Origin of the sequence: Amycolatopsis sp. cg5 (assembly GCF_041346955.1) — a bacterium.
Taxonomy (GTDB): domain Bacteria; phylum Actinomycetota; class Actinomycetes; order Mycobacteriales; family Pseudonocardiaceae; genus Amycolatopsis.
Genome location: NZ_CP166849.1, coordinates 1,104,673 through 1,122,053, shown reverse-complemented (window position 1 = coordinate 1,122,053; position 17,381 = coordinate 1,104,673). Strand labels below are relative to the sequence as shown.

The window sequence follows — 17,381 nt, the reverse complement described above, 5'->3', positions numbered from 1 at the left end:
CCTTTCACGCCCGGTATGGACGCAGCACCCCTCTCACCGGCCGGGCGCCATCCCCGAGCCCGAACGCCAGTGAATCCACATCTTCGCCACCGCGTCACCCCGGACAACACCGTCAAAATCCCCACAGCCGCAGCGCCCCGCGGAAGCAGCCGAGCGGGCGCACATTCGGCAATGCCCACCGTCGAATTCGGCAAGCAGTTCATGCGTCATTTTCGGAACAGCCGCGCCGAACACAGTTTCGATCAGCAGGTCGGCGACGAGCTCGTACATCCGGTCGCACCGCGGGCATCGCAGCCCGCCGGTCAGGGTCGCCGCACAGCGGCAGACCCAGCCGCACACCCGAGCCGGGTCGCCCAGCACCAAGGTATGCCGAGCGACATCGCGCAGGACGACCGCACCGCTACCGACCGAAGCATAGGGACCGATCTCGACGTCGCCGCCGACCGGCGCGCAGGCGACCCCGGATACACGCGGCGGCCGGAAGCCATCCAGCACAAGCCCGGTAGCCGCGTAACATTCGCCGCGGGCGTCACGACTGTGCACTCAGCCGTGACGTGCCGACAACAGCTCCTACACATTGCCAGGTGCCGAACGATTCACGGACAGTGCAACCTTGGTCGGTCGGCGTGACGAGGAGTGTCGAAAGTATGAGTCTTCCCTTGGTAGCGACCTTGGTGACTGTGACCATCGCGCTCGTAGGACTGCCAGTGACCTGGGCCAACTGGAGAAAGCACCGGAGCGAACGCTCATCCGGGCACTTCCTTCGGGTGTCGGAGCATGTCCATGGTGAGCAGGCCCGTCTGCACAGAGCAGCTTTGTCGACTGGGCGAGCAGAGTGGATGCACGACGCCGATGTTCCGATGCTCACGCAGGAGGGATGGATTCTTCCCCAACCGGTTCCGGTAGAGAACGTCCAACTGGAATGGGCGGACAAACCACTACCAGACGATCAGTCCAGCGAGGCCCATTCGCGTGCGAGCAGACTGCTGCCATGGCGAACCGGCACCGAGAGGTACCCCAGCTACAGTGGCGCGTTGGTTCAGCTTACGAACCGTTCACAGCTCTACGATGGCAACTTGTACCGACCCACCGCAATCGAGAGCATGGCAGGCAGTCTTCGCTTGAAGTTCACGGAGGGCAGCTATTTCGAGCACCTCGACACTACTGAAGTTCTTGCATACGAAGCTGCCTCCCGCTCTCTTGCAGGCCACAATTCTGTCGACGGTCGCTATCGACGCTGGTTGAGAGATCCCTTCGATCTGACTCGCCGTGCGACCGGCCTTGGAACGGTCACGCTGACGATACGACTCGACAACAGTCACGCGGGATTCTATATGCACAAGCGCGATGCGAAGAACCTGTCCGTCGGGCCAGGTGTCGTTCACGCCATCCCCGCTGGGGAGTTCGCTCCCGCCGACATCGGTCTGGACTCGATGAGCGCGGACTTCGATGTATGGCACACGGTGATGCGTGAGTACGCCGAAGAGTTCCTCGACATCGAAGAGGCATACGGGCGCGGCGGTCGCCCTTTGGACTATGACAACGATTGGCCCTATAGCGAACTGAGCCGTGCTCGCGAATCCGGTGACCTCCGGCCATACGTCCTTGGAATCGGCCTCGATGTTCTCACATGGAAACCGGAGCTACTTCTCGTCTGCGTCATCGACAGCACCGTGTTTGACTCTATCTTCGCCGAAATGGTGACCGCAGGCAGAGAAGGCACGATCATCGTCGGACCTCGAGGTCATGGCATCGCGTTCGACAAAGCCAACATCAGCAGCTATATCGATAGCGCGAACACGCGCGGCGCAGCCAAGGCGTGCCTGGCTCTGACCTGGCGTCATCGCGTAGAGCTCGGACTTGCTTGACCAAGGAAGATCGACGTTTGGCAAGTCATTATGGAAGAAGAACGCGATCACGCTCCTTCAACGATGGCAGACGGTAATACGCTCGAAGCACTACCCGAACTCGCCGAAGCGGCGGAAGGACCATCCTCATCACCTCACGCCCAACAACACAGACACACAGAACGCCGCCACCGCCGCCCGGACCACGGGACTGCCCAGGGTTTGGTTGACACCTGATCTGTGAGGCTTCGGCCTTGCTTGAAAGCATGTCAGTCGTGCCTAAGCCTTATCCGCGTGAGTTTCGTGATGATGTCGTGGCGGTCGCCCGGCAGCGTCAGGTGCCGTTGAAGCAGGTCGCGAATGACTTCGGGATCTCCGAGACATGTCTGGCGAACTGGATGCGCGCCGCTGATGTCGAGGACGGCAAACGACCCGGTATGACGCAGGATGAGTCGGTTGAGCTGCGGGAACTGCGCAAACGCAACCGGCTGCTGGAGCAGGAGAACGAGGTTCTGCGCAAAGCGGCCGCGTATCTCGCGCAGGGCAACCTGCCGAGAAAATAGCGTTCCCGCTCGTCCGTGACCTGGCCGCAGCCGGCGCCCCCGAGCCTGTCACGATTTCTGTGTAAGTCAGAGGTGATTACTTACGTTTTTCAGATTATCAGAAAGGCAGCCTTCCTGGGAAGAGGCGGGCTAGCGTGTTGAGTGCAACTTTCCAGCCGTGTGTTCCCGTTCCGGATGTTCCGCCGCGTTGACTGGAGATGTTGCGGAGTCCGAGGTAGAGAAGTTTCATGGCTGCGTCTTTGTCGGGGAAGTGTCCGCGGTTCTTGGTGATTTTGCGGAGTTGGAAGTTGATGGATTCGATAGCATTGGTGGTGTAGACGATTTTGCGGAGTTCCGGCGGGTAGTCAAGGAACGGGATGAGGTCATTCCAGGCGTTATGCCACACGTCGATGGCTCCTGGATATTGTTGCCCCCATTTCTTGTCGAATTCGGCCAGGGCGAGTTCGGCGCCTTCGACGGTGGGGGCGCAGTAGATCTCGCGCATCGATGTGGCGATCTTTTTGCGGTCGTTGTAGGACACGAATTTCGAGGCGTTGCGGATGACGTGGACCACGCAGGTCTGCACGCCCGTGTCAGGAAAGATCACTTTGATCGCGTCGGGAAGACCGGTCAGGCCGTCGCAGCAGGCGATGAGGATGTCTTTGACGCCACGGTTGCGCAGGTCGGTGACGACCTTCTGCCAGAACTTCGCGGCCTCGGTGTCCTGGATCCAGCAGCCGAGAGCGTGCTTGCGGCCGTCCACGTCGACACCGATGGCCAGGTAGGCGACTTTGGTGGTCACCACGCCGTTGTCTTTGACGCGGATCCGGATTCCATCCACATACAGGATCGGATACACCTCGTCGAGCGGACGTGATTGCCACGCTTTGATCTCGTCGACCACGACATCGGTCACGTTCGATATCAATTCCCGGGAGGCATTCACGCCATAAACTTCCAGCAAATGCGCTTCGATGTCGCGGGTGGTCATGCCCCGGGAGTACAGTGACAGGATCATGTCGTCGATGTTGCCGATCCGACGAGATCGCTTCGGCACGATCGCGGGTTCAAAAGACCCGTTCCGGTCACGCGGAACCTCGATATCGACCGGACCGTTCATCGTCGACACCGTCTTGGTCGACTTCCCATTTCGGGAATTGCCGGAACCGCGACCGGAGGGGTCGCTTACGTCATAGCCTAAATGGTCGGTCATCTCGGCCTGCAGCGCCCGCTCGAGGACCGCTTTGGTCATTTGATTCAGCAAGCCGTTGACGCCGTCGATCGGCGTTCCGGCCGCTTTGGCGTCCTTCAGCAGCGCGTCGATCGTCTCCGGCGAGAACGTCTCCGCCAGCTGCCGCGCCGCCGCCTCGTCACTGCGACGAGGCGATGTGTTCTGCGTCACTCGGTGTCCCTTCCGACCGCCCACCAGGCCGGTCGATCTTGGTACACCCCCGACCTACACAGTTGGCGTGACACGCCCTGCGCCCGTGCGGGTGCCGGTCGCGGCGGGCGTGCAGGGTGCTGGGAATCTCCCTGCAGGCCTACTACCAATGGCTCTCCAATCCGGTCTCGCAGCGGGACTGGGACGATGCCCATCTGATCAACACCGCGCTCGACATCCACGCCGCCGACCCGGGCGATGGTTACCGGTTCATCGCCGACGAACTGGCCCAGCGTGGCTTCATCGCCTCGGAGAACCGGGTCTGGCGGATCTGCTCGATGCAACAGATCTTTTCCTTACACGCCAGGAAGAAAGGACGGTCCCGCAAGGCTGGGCCACCGGTGCACGACGATCTGGTGCGTCGGGATTTCACCGCCGACGCACCAGATGTGAAGTGGCTGACCGACTTCACCGAGCACCCCACCGACCAGGGCAAGCTGTATCTGTGCGCGATCAAGGACTGCTACTCCAACGAGATCGTTGGCTACTCGATCGAGTCCCGCATGAAGTCCTCACTCGCGGTCGCGGCGTTGCGCAACGCGATCACACTGCGCGACCCGGCCAGGGTGATCGTGCATTCGGATCGAGGCAGCCAATTCCGGTCGAAGAAGTACCGGCGTCTGCTGCGCAACAACGAGCTGATCGGGTCCATGGGCCGGGTTGGCGCGTGTGGCGACAACGCTGCCATGGAATCGTTCTTTTCGTTGCTACAGAGGAACGTTCTCGACACCCGACGCTGGACCAACCGAGAAGAATTACGCCTGGCGATCGTCACCTGGATCGAGACGAAGTACCACCGCAAACGCCGACAACGAACACTCGGCAAACTCACCCCGGTCGAGTTTGAGACCATCTACACCGCCGCAACAGCGGCCTGAAACACCACACCCCCGGTGACAACCAAACTCGGGGCAGTCCCGACCGCGGCCGCCGCGGTCTCACTTCGTTCATTCCCCCATCCCAACACGTCGGAGCCGCCTAGCCGTTGCCGACGCGACTACGAGAAACGGATACGGCAGACCGGACGCCTGCCAAGCAACCTGCGATCGTCCACGCTCACCCCAACAAGGTCAACTATTTTGCGAACACATACGGGCACATACGCGCCGGCATCACCGCCCATTCGACCTTCGTCGACGAGACCAAACGTCGATCTCCTCGACGACCGGACCTTCATGCTCCCGGCGCTGGACGACGCTCGCGGCCAAGCAACCACTCTCAGTCACAGAGCAAGGCTGAAGTTCACCTTTACTGTCTAATTGACAATATATAAGGTTGGGAACATGCCCGACGACGACTGGACTCCTCCGCCGGTACTGTTGGCCGTCGACCTGGTGATCTTCACCCTGATCGACTCGACGCTCCATGCGCTGCTCATAGAACGGGGCATCGAACCGTTCCAGGGCAACTGGGCGCTGCCAGGAGGTTTCCTCGAGGACGAGCGGGAGGCCGTCCTCGATGCGGCCCACCGCGAACTGATGGAAGAAGCGAACCTCAACGCAAGCCAGCTCCACCTCGAACAGCTAGGCGCCTACGGCGAGCCGGATCGCGATCCAAGGGGACGGGTCGTCTCAGTGGCGTACCTGGCCATCGCACCGGGGCTGCCGGAGCCACGCGCGGGCACCGACGCCGCTCACGCGAGATGGGTGCCGGTTCCCGATGTTCTAGGAGGAAGCATCAAGCTGGCCTTCGACCACGAAACCATCCTCCGCGAGGGTCTCGAACGAGCGCGTGCCAAGCTCGAACACACCGCCATCGCAACAGCATTCTGCGAAGAGACCTTCACGATCAATGAGTTGCAACAGGTCTATGAAGCCGTCTGGGGTGTGGCGCTCGACCTGCGGAACTTCTACCGGAAGGTCCAGGCCGTAGATGACTTCATCGTGCCCGTAGGCGCCGAACGACGCACTGGCAAAGGCCGACCAGCCCGGCTGTTCAAGGCCGGGAGCCGGACCACGCTCTACCCGCCTCTGGTACGCCCCAGCCCGGCCACCGCAAATGAAGGAAACGGATGAACGACGACCTGGTGGTGATCCTCACAGCCTTCAACGAGGAGTACAAAGCCGTCCTGAACCGACTCGACAACGTGGAACAACACGTGCACGATCGCGGCACCCGCTTCGAGATCGGCACCGTTCGCGGAACGACCTGCCACGTCGCGGTCGGTCTGGCAGGCAAGGGAAATCAACCAGCCGCAGTCATGGCTGAAAGAGCGATCACGCACTTCTCGCCGGCCGCGCTCATGTTCGTCGGTGTCGCTGGAGCGTTGTGGGACACGCCGCTCGGCGACGTCGTGGTCGCTACACACGTCTACGGCTACCACGGCGGCACCAGCGAGGACAACGGACTCAAGTCCAGACCCAGAAGCTGGGAACTCGCACATGAGATCAGCCAGCTCGCCCAGCACATCGCACGTACAGGGCATTGGAAGGACACCGCGCATGACGGCACGGAAGTGCGTTTCGGCCCCATCGCCGCGGGCGAAATCGTGCAGAACTCTCGCACTTCCAGTGAAGCACAGTGGATCCGCGAACACTATAACGACGCGCTGGCCGTGGAGATGGAAGGTGCCGGTGTCGCGCAAGCGGGGCACCTCAACGGTGCTCCCGTAGTCATAGTGCGCGGCATCAGCGACGCAGCGGACGGCTCGAAGACCTCTGAAGCGGACCAGAGCTGGCAACCACGAGCCGCAGCCAACGCAGCGGAGTTCGCTACATATCTCGCCACTGAACTGATCAAGGAAGGGAAGCGTGGCGCCATGAACACCAGAGCTACTCCCCCTCGCGAGTACGTCAGCGTCCACAGCACCGGTGGCACAATCGGCATGGTGGCAGGCAGTATCAGCAACAGCACAGTCCTCCAGAATGTCTCCAGCCAGCCCGACCCCCGCCCTGACCTCACCGCGGAACTCTCATTGCTGCGCAAGGACTTCGAGGCAGAACACGCACGCGGGCAACTCGACGACGAAACGTACGAGATCGCACGCAGCCACCTCGACACCGCGGGGAAAGCCCTCGCGTCCACCTCACCGGAGGGCAAGAAGAAATTCGTGCTGGCCCTCAAGCAGTTCAGCGGACTGGTCGCGGAACTCACTGGGCTAGCCGCGAAGGTCGCCGCGCTCGTCGCCGCCGCGAAAGGCATCTCATGACGCCACCGACAAGCCCCCTGCCAAATGTGAACGCGGCCGACTCACACATCGGAATGATCGCGGGCGAAATCCACGACTCGACCGTCTACTTCGTGCTTCCGGACGCTCCGCCCGACGAGAAGTACCGCGTCGGCGTCGCATACCTGCGCGACGGCGTCCCCCTGCGAGCGCGCGAATTCATCAACGAGGCACGTGCCCTGGGGCACGACAACGCCGAAGTACGTTTCCACTGGGCGCTGGCCATGCTGAGCAAGCGCTCATATCGCGACCTCACCGTCGACGAGCGGGAACTGCTGATCTCCACATCGCACAGCAGCGAGACCTTACTGGTCGACGACTGGTCGAGGTCCCTGGGCGCGGTGCACGACTTGCTCAGCTGCCTGGGCGACACGGGCAGCGACCCCGAGTACGCACTACGACAGCTGGCCGAGCTACCTCAACCGCAACGCGACCAGATAGTGCGGCACCTGGACCTCGTGCTCACGGGCAGTCTCAAGGACCGGTTCTGGGCCGGGATCCGGCGCAACGCGGCCGAAACCCGCTCAAGCATGAACCGCGAGAATCGGGTTTGGGCCTACTTCGAAGTGCCACCAAGCAAACCCCGGACCCGTAAACCAGAACCGTCGCGGGTCACCCGGCGCGACCGCGTCCGCGCCCTGCTCGGCGAGCTGGTCGCCGCGCTCGGCGCCGGCTATCTTGCCAAGACAGTCCTCGTAGCCGCACGGCCTGTGCCGATAGCGGCTTACCTGCTCGCAGCAATAGCCGCGCACTACGCCATCCAGAGCGGATTCCACTGGCGCTACCAAGTGCGACGTCTCGCAGTTAGGGAGCGTCAGTTCCGCAAAAGAGCCGAAAGCGGTTCACCTGGTGGGTTCGCCAGGAACGTGAGCGACTCATTCGACCACTACTTCCACCGCTACGCGCCCGACAAGGTTCACCGTGCGACCTGGCTGGCCGAGACCGCCGGCGTCCGCGCGGCACTGCGCAACGAGATCGTTGACGTCTACCGGGACCAGCGGATCACCGTCGACAACGTCAAGTGGCTCATCCGGTACTGCACACGGGACGTGCGCGCTAAGTGGCGCAACGACACGCTGTTCGAGCATCGAAAGCGCTATCGGGCTTCAGCCAAAACCAAGACCATCTGTGTGCTGTCCGCGACCACGTTCGCCTGCATGGCCGCCTATGTCGTCGCAGCGGCGTTGGATAGCGACCTGCTGCTCACGCTGGTCGCTGCCCTGCTCTTCATGGTCGGCACGGCGATCAGCGTGCCCGCCTGGTCGTTCATCGTCAGTGAGCGTCGCCGAGGGACCGAGGACACCCGCGACTACTGGGACGTACAGAACGCACGACGGCAGGAGTTTGAACGCTGGAGCCTCAAGTTGGAGCGCATCAGGCCATTGGAAACCGAGATGGAGAACTGGCTGAACGCCGACAAGACCATCGTGCTCGACGAGGCTCTGAAGCACTACCGGCTGGCCTGGCGCGACGTGCTCACTCACGCGTTCCTACAAACACCCGCCGAGAACTCCAGGCGGGCTCGGGTCACCGGCGGTCCGTACCGCTACTCGAACTACGACATCCGCCTGTTTCTGATCACTCTCGACGGCGTGCGTGAGGTAACCACCGGGCTCGATTTCGAGCACATCAAACTGGTCTACCTTGAGCGCACCAACTTCCGCTTCGATGCCGTCTCGTCAGTCCACGTCGTGACCCCGACAGAGCTCAGCTGTAACCTCGCGCTCACACTCATGAACGGCGAGCCGCGCGACATCCACGTCAGCAGCTACGTCCCTGCCGACAACTTGAGCAACGGGGTTGAGGGCTCGGTGGTCAAGATGAGTCTCGATGCCGCGGGGTTCGCTCACACTCTCCACATCCTCGAAGGCATCGCCGCGGAAGGAAAGCACTGGATCGAACGCGACCCCTACCTCACGAAGCCCACGAGCAGCCTGCACGAAGAGCTCAGCAGTACCACCTGACCAGGTCCCGGTCGCTACGCTCGTCGGGGCCCAGCGCAAAGCCCGAGCTCAGGCTCGTCCGTTCGATGGATGATCTTAAATCTATGAAACATTTCGCTCTGTTTGGCGATATCTACGCGAGCGAGTTGGCCGAAGCCGGAGGGGAAGTCCATGGGGCGTCGTCGGGGGTTTTTCGCCGAGATGCAGTATCAAGCGGCCAAAGCGCAACAAGAGCGAGCACGGCAAGCCGCCGCGGCGGAACGTCAACGGGTGCGGCTCGAACGTGAAATGCACCGCGCTCAAGTAGCCGCCGCTCAAGCCCACGAGCGTATGATGCGGGCAAACGCGCAGGCCGCCGCGCAGGCAGAACGCGAAGCCAAACGTCTCCACATCGAAGCTCAGCAATCGAAGGTCGAGTCGCTCAATGCGAACCTCGTCGAAGAGTTCTCTGCGATCGATGGAATTCTCGAGTCGACACTGGCTGTCGACGACTACGTTGATTTGGAAAAGCTTCGACGGGTCGCCGAGCACCCAACTTTCCGGTCGGCCGATTCCGCGGCGGTACCCCCGCCCGCTCCGGCCGCTGCGCCGCCGGAGCCGTACTTCCAGCCTCCGCCGGCGCCGACCGGTCTTTCGGCGGTCTTCGCCAAGAAGAAGCACGCCAGCGCAACCGCTGAGGCCCAGGTCCGGTTCGAGCAGGCTCACGCGGCCTGGCGGGGCGTGGTGGCGGAGATCCCTCGTCGGCAGCTGGTCGCGTTGGAACAACACCAGGCTGCGGAAGCCGAGCGGTTGCGGCGGCTGGCCCGAGACAGGCAGCAGTACGAAACCGAGTGCGATGAGCGCCGTCGGGTTGTCGATGAGGAGAACGCCCGCCTCGATGACCTGATCGCCCGGCTGGCGAGGAACGAACCGGCGGCTGTCGACGAATATATCGGTATCGTGTTCAGCAACTCCATCTACCCTGATGCGATCAGCGCCAACAGCGACGTCGACTTCTCCTATAGCTCCGACCTGCGGGAACTATCCATCACACTGGTCTTCCCGCCTCCCGAGGCGATCCCGACGACCAAGTCGTTCCGGTACGTGCGGGCCAGTGACGAACTGGCGGAAACCAGGCTGACGCAGAAGGACCTCACGACCAGGTACGCGAATCTGGTTGACAACATGACGTTGCGCACCCTGCACGAGATTTGGGAGTCCGACCGCGCGCGCCGGATCGACAGCATCTCGCTGGTAGGCGGTGTCAACCACGTTGACGCCGCGACCGGCCAGGATGTGTTTGTCAGACTCGTAGCACTGGCTGTGGCCCGGGAGGACTTCGCGCGGATCGACCTCGCGCGGATCACCCCGTCCGAAACGATGAAGCATCTTCGCGCGGTCGTTTCGAAGGCCCCGTACCGTCTGACCCCGATCGACGACCGCAAGGGTGTCCGCGGATGAGCCACGCAGCCAGGTTCCGGTTCGTCACGCCGCCGGGTTGGCCGGAGCCGGAGCCCGGCTGGGTGCCGCCGACCGGGTGGCGACCGCCAGCGTCGTGGCCACCCGCGCCACCTGGGTGGGAGTTCTGGGTCGCAGACACCCCGGTCGAAGAAGAGGCGGTAGGCAGTGACCTGCAGCAGGAAGCCCCACCGGATCCTGTCATTGACATCGTAGACACACCGGCACCGCGGCAAGCAGAACTCGAGAATGTTCGTGAGCAGATCGAGCAGGCCCGCCGCGAACTCGTCGAGCTGAACGACGCGATCCTTCTCCAGCAGGTCGGGATCTACGAGTACCACCATCCGCTCGAGAACGCCGAGCAGTACAAAGAGACTCTGGCCGCGCTCCGTCAGGAGGTAAAGGACTTCGTCAAGCAGGGCAACGCGATCCTGGCCGCTGACAGATTCGCCTACAACAACTCGCTGGCACAAGGCCGCAAGATGACTGGCGACTTCTCCAAGCTGATGCTGCGCGCTTACAACGCCGAAGCCGACAACTGTGTCCGTTCAGTTCGTGCGGGCACCGTGGCCTCCGCGAAGCAACGCCTCGATCGCTCGGTCGAGTCGATCGCCAAACTGGGCAAAATGATGGAGATGCGGGTCGCGCCCGAGTACCACCAACTTCGGTTGCGGGAGATCGAACTGACCGGGGACTACCAGATCAAGGTCCAGGAGGAGCGAGAAGCGGCACGAGAAGAACGTGAACGCCTCCGCGAAGAGAAGCGCGCAGAGGCGGAACTGCAAGCCGAACGCGAGCGGCTGGAAAAGGAACGCGACCACTACACCAACGCCCTGGCGCAGCTCGAAGCGCAAGGCAAGCCCGAACAGGCGGACGCGCTGCGCGAGCGGCTGTCCGCGATCGCAGAAGCGATCACTCAGAACGACTACCGGATCGCGAACATCCGAGCCGGCTACGTCTACGTCATCAGCAACATCGGCGCCTTCGGCGAGAACGTCGTCAAGATCGGGATGACCAGGCGGATTGAACCGAAGGTCCGTATCGTCGAACTGGGTGACGCATCGGTTCCCTTTCCCTTCGATACTCACTTACTACATTTCTCGGAAGACGCGATCACGCTCGAGAACGAGCTGCACAAGATGTTCGCAGATCGCCGACTGAACCACGTGAACTTGCGACGAGAGTTCTTCTTCATCACCCCGCAGGAGATCCGGACAGCCTTGGCGGAAAAACTCGGAAATATCCTTGAGTTCGCCGAAGCGCCTGAGGCAACGCAGTACTTCCAGAGCCGTTCCTCCTGGCCGGAAACCGCCCACAGCCGGATTGACAGCGCGACGACCTCTCGATAGCCTCCACCAAGGCTATTCGGCGACGCACCGCCTTCCGCCGCCCGCGAATCGCAGTGTTGCCCGCCTAAGCCTGTCGGGCTACTTGTATGACGTGCCACATAAAGAATGGGTCTCCAACACCAAGCATCGGCACGACAGGTAAGCCAGCTGCATACCGGACGACTTCCGACACAAAAGCTCTACCGGGCCTCCAAGAGGCTCCTGATCGCGGTCAGAGCTCCTGCAGTTGGCCATGATGGTATGTGACGCCCACGCTGCAGCGAAGCTGGAATAAGGCGAACCGTGATCGGACACCACCACCGTCATCCTGGCCAGCACCTCAATCAACCCGGCCTGCCCCGACCACCGCTGGCAAGGGGGTCACCACCCGCAACCCCCCCGGAACCAGCCCCGAAAAGCCACCGCTGAACAGCGCTCCACCTGCTACACGCTGCTCCAGAAACGCTCCAGCAGGGGCAGGCCAGAAACACGAAAAAAGATCACACGGGATCGGAAGCACAATGCAGCAGACCCCTCCGACCAGCCGAAACGGCCCGATCGAAGGGGTCCTTTACGATGTGGAGCTAAGGGGACTCGAACCCCTGACCCCCTCACTGCCAGTGAGGTGCGCTACCAGCTGCGCCATAGCCCCGGAGCGGGTTACCCCGCATCTCGTAAGTACAGACTTTACAGGAGCCGCGGGAAGCCCCTGCAAGGGGGGTGCCTAGCGGCCTGACCTTTGGAAAGAGGCTCCGGTCGGCCACTCTGGGTGCTCGGAGTGGCCGACCGGGGACGTTGGGTCAGGGCTGGAGCCAGCCTGCCTTGACGTCTACGACCTTGCCGTCGCGGATGACGGTGGGGGTGCCGAAGCCCTTGGAGCCGTCGGGGAAGGTCTGCTCGAGGTTGGGGTCCTTGGCGGTCTTGTTCTCGAACTCGCTGGTGAGCTGGGCGTTGTAGGCGCCTGTGGTGACCGCGTTGGCGAAGTCCTGGCCGGTGATGCCGAGGTCTTGGCCGAGTTTGATCAGCTGGGCCTTGTCGTAGCCTCGGGCGCCTTCTTTGGGCTGGGTCTTGAAGAGGCTGTCGTGGAACTGGGCGAACTTGCCTGCGTCGGCGGCCGCGAGGGCCGCGTTGGCGGACTCGAGGGAGTAGCCCTCGGGGTTGGACCTGGTGTTGAGCATGGGGACCATGTGGTACTTGACCTGGAGCTGGCCCGCGTTGACCTGCTGGCGGATCTGGGGGCCGTAGGCCTTCTCGAAGTCGCCGCAGATGGGGCAGAGGAAGTCGGCGTAGATGTCGATGGTCTTCGGGGCGCCGGGCTTGCCGAGGGTGACCACGACGCCGTCGCGCTTCTCGACCACGCCGGCCGCGGGGGCCTCTATGCCCGATGTGGTGATGGCCTGGCCCTCGGTCTGGTTCTTGGAGGCGTTGGTCCAGAGGACGCCGCCGATGACGAGGGCGGCGAGTACCACTACGCCTGCCACGATCGCGATGATCTTCTTGGTTTCGCCGCCGCCCCTGGCCTGCGTCACCACGCGCGCCGCTTGTTGCTGCTGGCGCTTCTTCCGAGCGTTGCGCTCAGCTCCACCCACTGGTCTGTTTCCTTTCCTAACTTGCCTTCCCATCGGACGAGTCGTCCGGAGCGGCCTTCGAGTTCCAGCCGAGCCAGCCGTCGACCGAAAAGAGGGTCGACGGGCGTAGCGTCAGCCACACCGCGAGCAGGAGGAACCCGGTGTCTCTTGCTATCTCCTGGGGATACTGCGTCTGGCCCGCCGCGACCTGGCCGCCGCCGCCGAAGCAGCCGCAGTCGATGGTCAGGCCGCGTGCCCACGACTGGGCGATCACCGCGATCAGGAGCACCAGCAGCACGATGGAGCCGATGCCGGCGAGCCTGGTGCCGAATCCGGCGATCAGCATGAGGCCGAGCGCCAGCTCGAGCAGGGGCAGCGTGGTCGCGACCGGGCCGATGAGCCCGTCCGGGAGCAGCTCGTAGGCCTTGACCGCGATGTACGTCTGGCCGGCGTCGCTGATCTTCAGCCAGCCGGAAACCAGCCACACCGCGGCGAGCCCGAACCTGACCAAAGTGCCGATCAGGTCGAACACGCGTGGAGACGGTTTGGGCACGCACTTAGGCTAACCACCGCACCTGAGAAAAACATGAGGTCGGCCGAACGGTGGAAGGAGGTCATCTGTGCGGGTGAAATCGCTTGCCACGCTGGGCGTCGTGCTCGTCTTGCTCACTTCGTGCGGGTCGGGTGGGTCTGCCTCGGACTCGCTCGTGAAGCGCGCGAGTGACCGGAACCACCTCACCATCGGCACGCGCTTCGATCAGCCTGGGCTGTCCGAGCGGACGCTCGACGGGCGGGTCGTCGGGTTCGACATCGACGTGGCCAAATATGTGGCGAACGAGCTCGGGGTGTCCGCCGACGAGATCACCTGGCGCGAGACCGAGCCGAAATTCCGCGAGCCGGACATCAGCTCGGGGGCGGTCGACATGGTGGTCGCCACGTATTCGATCACTCCGGCGCGCAAGCAGGTCGTGTCGTTCGCCGGACCGTATTTCGTGACTGGGCAGGATCTGCTGATCCGGTTGAACACGCCCGAGATCAGTGGGCCGGAGAGCCTCAATGGCAAGAAGCTGTGCTCGGTGCCGGGGACGACTTCGGCCGACGAGGTGAAACGGCGCTATGCGCGCGCTGTCGAGCTGAGCGAATATCCGCGTTATCCGGCCTGTGTGACCGCGCTGCTGGCCGGGCAGGTCGACGCGGTGACCACGGACGCGCCGATCTTGGCTGGCTACGTGACGCAGAACCCGGAGCTGCTGAAGGTCGTCGGGCAGTCGTTCACCGTCGAGAAATACGGCATCGGCCTGCGCAAGGGTGACATCGAGGGGCAGAACGCGGTCAACGCGGCGATCCGCAAGATGATCACCAGCGGCGAGTGGCTCAAGTCGCTCAACGCCAATATCGGCCCGTCGGGGTACAAGCTGCCCGCGCCGCCGGAGGTCACCGAGACCCAGTGAAGCTCCCCGACCTGCCCATTCGCGCGGTGCTCGGCGAGCTGGGCGACCTGCTCGACGCGCACGGCACCGCGGTGCTGGTCGCGCCGCCGGGCACCGGCAAGACCACGCTCGTGCCGCTCGCGCTGGCGGACCGGGCGCCGGGGAAGATCGTCGTTGCCGAGCCACGCCGGATCGCCGCGCGGGCCGCGGCCGCGCGGATGGCCGCGTTGCTGGGCGAACGGGTCGGGGAAACGGTCGGTTACTCGGTGCGCGGGGACCGGAAGGTGTCCTCGGCCACGCGGATCGAGGTCGTGACGTCCGGGTTGCTGGTGCGCCGCGTGCAGAGCGACCCGGAGCTGCCCGGGGTGTCGACGATCCTGCTCGACGAATGCCATGAGCGGCACCTCGACGCCGACCTGCTGCTCGCGCTCCTGCTGGACGTGCGCGCGGGCCTGCGCGATGACCTGCGGCTGCTCGCCACGTCGGCGACCGTCGCGTCCGGCAGGCTGGCCGCGCTGCTCGGTGACGCGCCGGTGCTCACCGCCGACGCCAGGACGTTTCCCGTCGAAGTCTCGTATCACCCCGGCGCTCGGGGTGAGCGGATCGAGGCGACGGTCGCCAGGACCGTCCGGACCGCGCTGTCCGAAGTGGACGGTGACGTGCTCGCGTTCCTGCCCGGTGTCGGTGAGATCGCGCGGGTTTCGGCGATGCTGTCCGGCGTGGACGTGTTCCCGTTGCACGGCAGGCTGACCACGGCGCAGCAGGATCTCGCGCTGCGCCAGGGAGAGCGGCAGCGAGTCGTACTGGCGACGGCAGTTGCGGAGTCGAGCCTGACCGTGCCCGGGGTCCGCGCGGTCGTCGACTCCGGGCTGGCGCGGGTGCCGCGCGTCGATCACCGGCGCGGGCTGCCGGGTCTGGCGACGGTCCGGGTCTCGTCCGCCGTGTCTGAGCAGCGGGCGGGGCGAGCGGGCCGTGAAGCGCCGGGGCACGCTTACCGCTGCTGGGCCGCCCACGAGCAGGCGAGCCTGCCCGCGTACCCCGAGCCCGAGATCCGCACAGCCGAGCTGGCTCGGTTCGCGCTCGAGCTGGCCTGCTGGTCCACACCGGACGGCAGCGGCCTGACGTGGTGGGACCCGCCAGGCGAAGGCGCGCTCGCGGCGGGGCGGGCGCTGCTGGTGACGCTCGGCGCGACCGAGGCCGACGGCACGGTCACCGCGCGCGGGCGCAAGATGGCCGGGCTGGGCCTGCATCCCCGCCTCGCCAGGGCATTGCTCGACGGCGCGGCCGCGGTCGGTGCCACGTCGGCCGCCGAGGTCGTCGCGTTGCTCGACGCGGGCGGCACGCTGACCGACGTCGAAGCCGAGATCCGCCGCCTGCGGTCGTCGTCGGACCGCTGGAAGGCCGAGGTCAGGCGGCTGGCGAAACTGGTACCAGGCGGGGCCGGGAAACCTGATCCGGCGCTCGTCGTCGCGCTCGCGCATCCGGAACGCCTCGCCCGGCGCCGCAATCCCGGTTCGCCGGTCTATCTGATGGCGGGCGGCACCGCGGCGGAACTGCCCGCGGGCAGCGGCCTCGGCGACACCGAGTGGCTCGCGGTGGCCGAAGCGACCAGGGACCCTGGCCGGGTCAACGGCATCGTCCGGCTCGCGGCCCGCGCCGACGAGCAGCTGGCCGTCCGCGCGGCTCCGGCCTTGCTGTCCGAAGTGGACGAAGTGACTTGGTCGGGTGACGTGGTCGCCAGGTCCGTGCGCAAGCTCGGCGCGATCGTGCTCTCGGAACGCCCGCTCCGGGATTTCGACGCACGGGAGGCGCTGCTCACCGGCCTGCGCACCGAGGGACTCGGGATGCTCAGGTGGTCCGAGGACGCGAAGCGGCTGCGCGAGCGGATGGCTTTCTTGTTTCGAGTGCTCGGTTCACCTTGGCCCAGTCCGGATGACGAGGCGATTCTGTCTACTGTGGACTTGAGTGGTGCGCGGCGCAAGTCCGATCTGGCCAAGATCGACGCCGGGCAGGTGCTGAAGCAGCTGCTGCCCTGGCCTGCCGCGTCCCGCTTCGACGAACTCGCGCCGGATCGGCTCGAGGTGCCGACCGGGTCGCGGATCCGCGTCGACTACACGGCCGACGAGCCGGTGCTCGCGGTCAAGCTGCAGGAGACCTTCGGCTGGACGGTGACGCCGCGGGTCGCGGACGGCCGGGTGCCGGTGGTGCTGCACCTCCTCTCACCCGCCGGTCGCCCGGCGGCGGTCACGGCTGACCTGGAATCGTTCTGGCGTAACGGTTATCTGGCCGTGCGGGCCGACCTGCGTGGGCGCTACCCCAAGCATTCCTGGCCAGAGGACCCGCTGACCGCCACCCCGACGCGACGGACCAAGAAGAGCGGGTCGTGAGCGTTGCGGCGCGCCGCGGGTAACGAGGGCGGCCCTTGTCACCCACAGCGTCGCAAGGGTGCCCCTTGTCACGTGCCGAGGCGAGCGCACTGCTTCATTCGCGTGAACGCCACGTTCACAACGTTGAACGTGGCGGAAGTGGCGTTCACGTCGTCGACCCCGGGCAGCGGCCGATAGAACCTGCCACTTAGCGGGCGTTATCCCGGCCTCGCCCGCGGTGAAGGGGTCGTGAGTGTTAAGACCGGTTAGAACCGGCCGCATCACTCACGACCCCCACGACGACCCCGGCCCG

The 17,381-nt window shown here is 64.3% G+C and carries 13 protein-coding genes, 1 tRNA gene and 1 pseudogene; 10 read left to right on the top strand and 5 right to left on the bottom strand.

Going from position 1 to position 17,381, the window contains the following annotated elements:
- Nucleotides 1-33: 33 nt before the first annotated feature.
- Complete coding sequence (locus AB5J62_RS05590) at nucleotides 34-270, bottom strand: hypothetical protein (protein WP_370947027.1); 237 nt, start codon at nucleotides 268-270, stop codon at nucleotides 34-36.
- A gap of 569 nt (nucleotides 271-839) precedes the next feature.
- Between AB5J62_RS05590 and AB5J62_RS05585 the strand changes: the two genes are divergently transcribed.
- Nucleotides 840-1,868 (top strand): hypothetical protein, encoded by a 1,029-nt coding sequence (locus AB5J62_RS05585; RefSeq protein ID WP_370947026.1) that lies wholly within the window; start codon nucleotides 840-842, stop codon nucleotides 1,866-1,868.
- Between the two features lie 233 nt (nucleotides 1,869-2,101).
- Nucleotides 2,102-2,410 carry a transposase gene (locus AB5J62_RS05580; protein WP_370947025.1) on the top strand — a complete coding sequence of 103 codons (309 nt, stop codon included), beginning with the start codon at nucleotides 2,102-2,104 and terminating at the stop codon, nucleotides 2,408-2,410.
- A 97-nt stretch (nucleotides 2,411-2,507) separates the two neighbouring features.
- Here AB5J62_RS05580 and AB5J62_RS05575 read toward each other — a convergent pair whose 3' ends face one another.
- Nucleotides 2,508-3,740: an IS256 family transposase gene (locus AB5J62_RS05575; RefSeq protein WP_370950191.1), complete on the bottom strand. Its 1,233-nt coding sequence runs from the start codon at nucleotides 3,738-3,740 to the stop codon at nucleotides 2,508-2,510.
- A 161-nt stretch (nucleotides 3,741-3,901) separates the two neighbouring features.
- On the opposite strand from AB5J62_RS05575, the pseudogene AB5J62_RS05570 reads away from it, so the two are divergent.
- The 6 genes and pseudogenes from AB5J62_RS05570 to AB5J62_RS05545 form a co-directional block, all read left to right on the top strand.
- A pseudogene (locus AB5J62_RS05570) lies at nucleotides 3,902-4,708 on the top strand (IS3 family transposase); the annotation flags it as partial.
- A gap of 405 nt (nucleotides 4,709-5,113) precedes the next feature.
- The gene (locus tag AB5J62_RS05565) at nucleotides 5,114-5,845 is read left to right on the top strand and encodes an NUDIX domain-containing protein (protein WP_370947024.1); all 732 of its coding nucleotides are present in this window, start codon (nucleotides 5,114-5,116) and stop codon (nucleotides 5,843-5,845) included.
- Nucleotides 5,842-6,978 carry a purine phosphorylase gene (locus tag AB5J62_RS05560; RefSeq protein WP_370947023.1) on the top strand — a complete coding sequence of 379 codons (1,137 nt, stop codon included), beginning with the start codon at nucleotides 5,842-5,844 and terminating at the stop codon, nucleotides 6,976-6,978. The genes AB5J62_RS05565 and AB5J62_RS05560 overlap by 4 nt, the downstream gene beginning before the upstream one ends.
- A 26-nt stretch (nucleotides 6,979-7,004) precedes the next feature.
- Complete coding sequence (locus AB5J62_RS05555; RefSeq protein WP_370947022.1) at nucleotides 7,005-8,960, top strand: hypothetical protein; 1,956 nt, start codon at nucleotides 7,005-7,007, stop codon at nucleotides 8,958-8,960.
- Nucleotides 8,961-9,110: 150 nt separating this feature from the next.
- Nucleotides 9,111-10,379 carry a hypothetical protein gene (locus AB5J62_RS05550; RefSeq protein WP_370947021.1) on the top strand — a complete coding sequence of 423 codons (1,269 nt, stop codon included), beginning with the start codon at nucleotides 9,111-9,113 and terminating at the stop codon, nucleotides 10,377-10,379.
- Nucleotides 10,376-11,725 carry a DUF4041 domain-containing protein gene (locus AB5J62_RS05545; protein WP_370947020.1) on the top strand — a complete coding sequence of 450 codons (1,350 nt, stop codon included), beginning with the start codon at nucleotides 10,376-10,378 and terminating at the stop codon, nucleotides 11,723-11,725. The genes AB5J62_RS05550 and AB5J62_RS05545 overlap by 4 nt, the downstream gene beginning before the upstream one ends.
- A 558-nt stretch (nucleotides 11,726-12,283) precedes the next feature.
- Here the strand turns inward: AB5J62_RS05545 and AB5J62_RS05540 are convergent.
- The 3 genes from AB5J62_RS05540 to AB5J62_RS05530 all read right to left on the bottom strand — a co-directional run bounded on the left by AB5J62_RS05540 (nucleotide 12,284) and on the right by AB5J62_RS05530 (nucleotide 13,825).
- Nucleotides 12,284-12,356: transfer RNA gene (locus AB5J62_RS05540), tRNA-Ala, on the bottom strand.
- 148 nt (nucleotides 12,357-12,504) lie between these two features.
- The gene (locus AB5J62_RS05535) at nucleotides 12,505-13,293 is read right to left on the bottom strand and encodes a DsbA family protein (protein WP_370947019.1); all 789 of its coding nucleotides are present in this window, start codon (nucleotides 13,291-13,293) and stop codon (nucleotides 12,505-12,507) included.
- Between the two features lie 16 nt (nucleotides 13,294-13,309).
- Nucleotides 13,310-13,825 carry a MauE/DoxX family redox-associated membrane protein gene (locus AB5J62_RS05530; RefSeq protein ID WP_370947018.1) on the bottom strand — a complete coding sequence of 172 codons (516 nt, stop codon included), beginning with the start codon at nucleotides 13,823-13,825 and terminating at the stop codon, nucleotides 13,310-13,312.
- Nucleotides 13,826-13,892: 67 nt separating this feature from the next.
- Between AB5J62_RS05530 and AB5J62_RS05525 the strand changes: the two genes are divergently transcribed.
- Entirely contained in the window at nucleotides 13,893-14,723 is an 831-nt protein-coding gene (locus tag AB5J62_RS05525) for a glutamate ABC transporter substrate-binding protein (protein WP_370947017.1), read from the top strand.
- Complete coding sequence (gene hrpB / locus AB5J62_RS05520) at nucleotides 14,720-17,089, top strand: ATP-dependent helicase HrpB (RefSeq protein ID WP_370947016.1); 2,370 nt, start codon at nucleotides 14,720-14,722, stop codon at nucleotides 17,087-17,089. Before AB5J62_RS05525 ends, hrpB begins: the two co-directional genes overlap by 4 nt.
- The last annotated feature ends 292 nt before the right edge of the window (nucleotides 17,090-17,381 follow it).

What these genes read in the sequence shown, in the direction of transcription:
- AB5J62_RS05590 (WP_370947027.1), bottom strand. Translation starts at nt 270, where the DNA reads ATGTACGAGCTCGTCGCCGACCTGCTGATCGAAACTGTGTTCGGCGCG.
- AB5J62_RS05585 (WP_370947026.1), top strand. Translation starts at nt 840, where the DNA reads ATGCACGACGCCGATGTTCCGATGCTCACGCAGGAGGGATGGATTCTT.
- AB5J62_RS05565 (WP_370947024.1), top strand. Translation starts at nt 5,114, where the DNA reads ATGCCCGACGACGACTGGACTCCTCCGCCGGTACTGTTGGCCGTCGAC.
- AB5J62_RS05560 (WP_370947023.1), top strand. Translation starts at nt 5,842, where the DNA reads ATGAACGACGACCTGGTGGTGATCCTCACAGCCTTCAACGAGGAGTAC.
- AB5J62_RS05550 (WP_370947021.1), top strand. Translation starts at nt 9,111, where the DNA reads ATGGGGCGTCGTCGGGGGTTTTTCGCCGAGATGCAGTATCAAGCGGCC.
- AB5J62_RS05545 (WP_370947020.1), top strand. Translation starts at nt 10,376, where the DNA reads ATGAGCCACGCAGCCAGGTTCCGGTTCGTCACGCCGCCGGGTTGGCCG.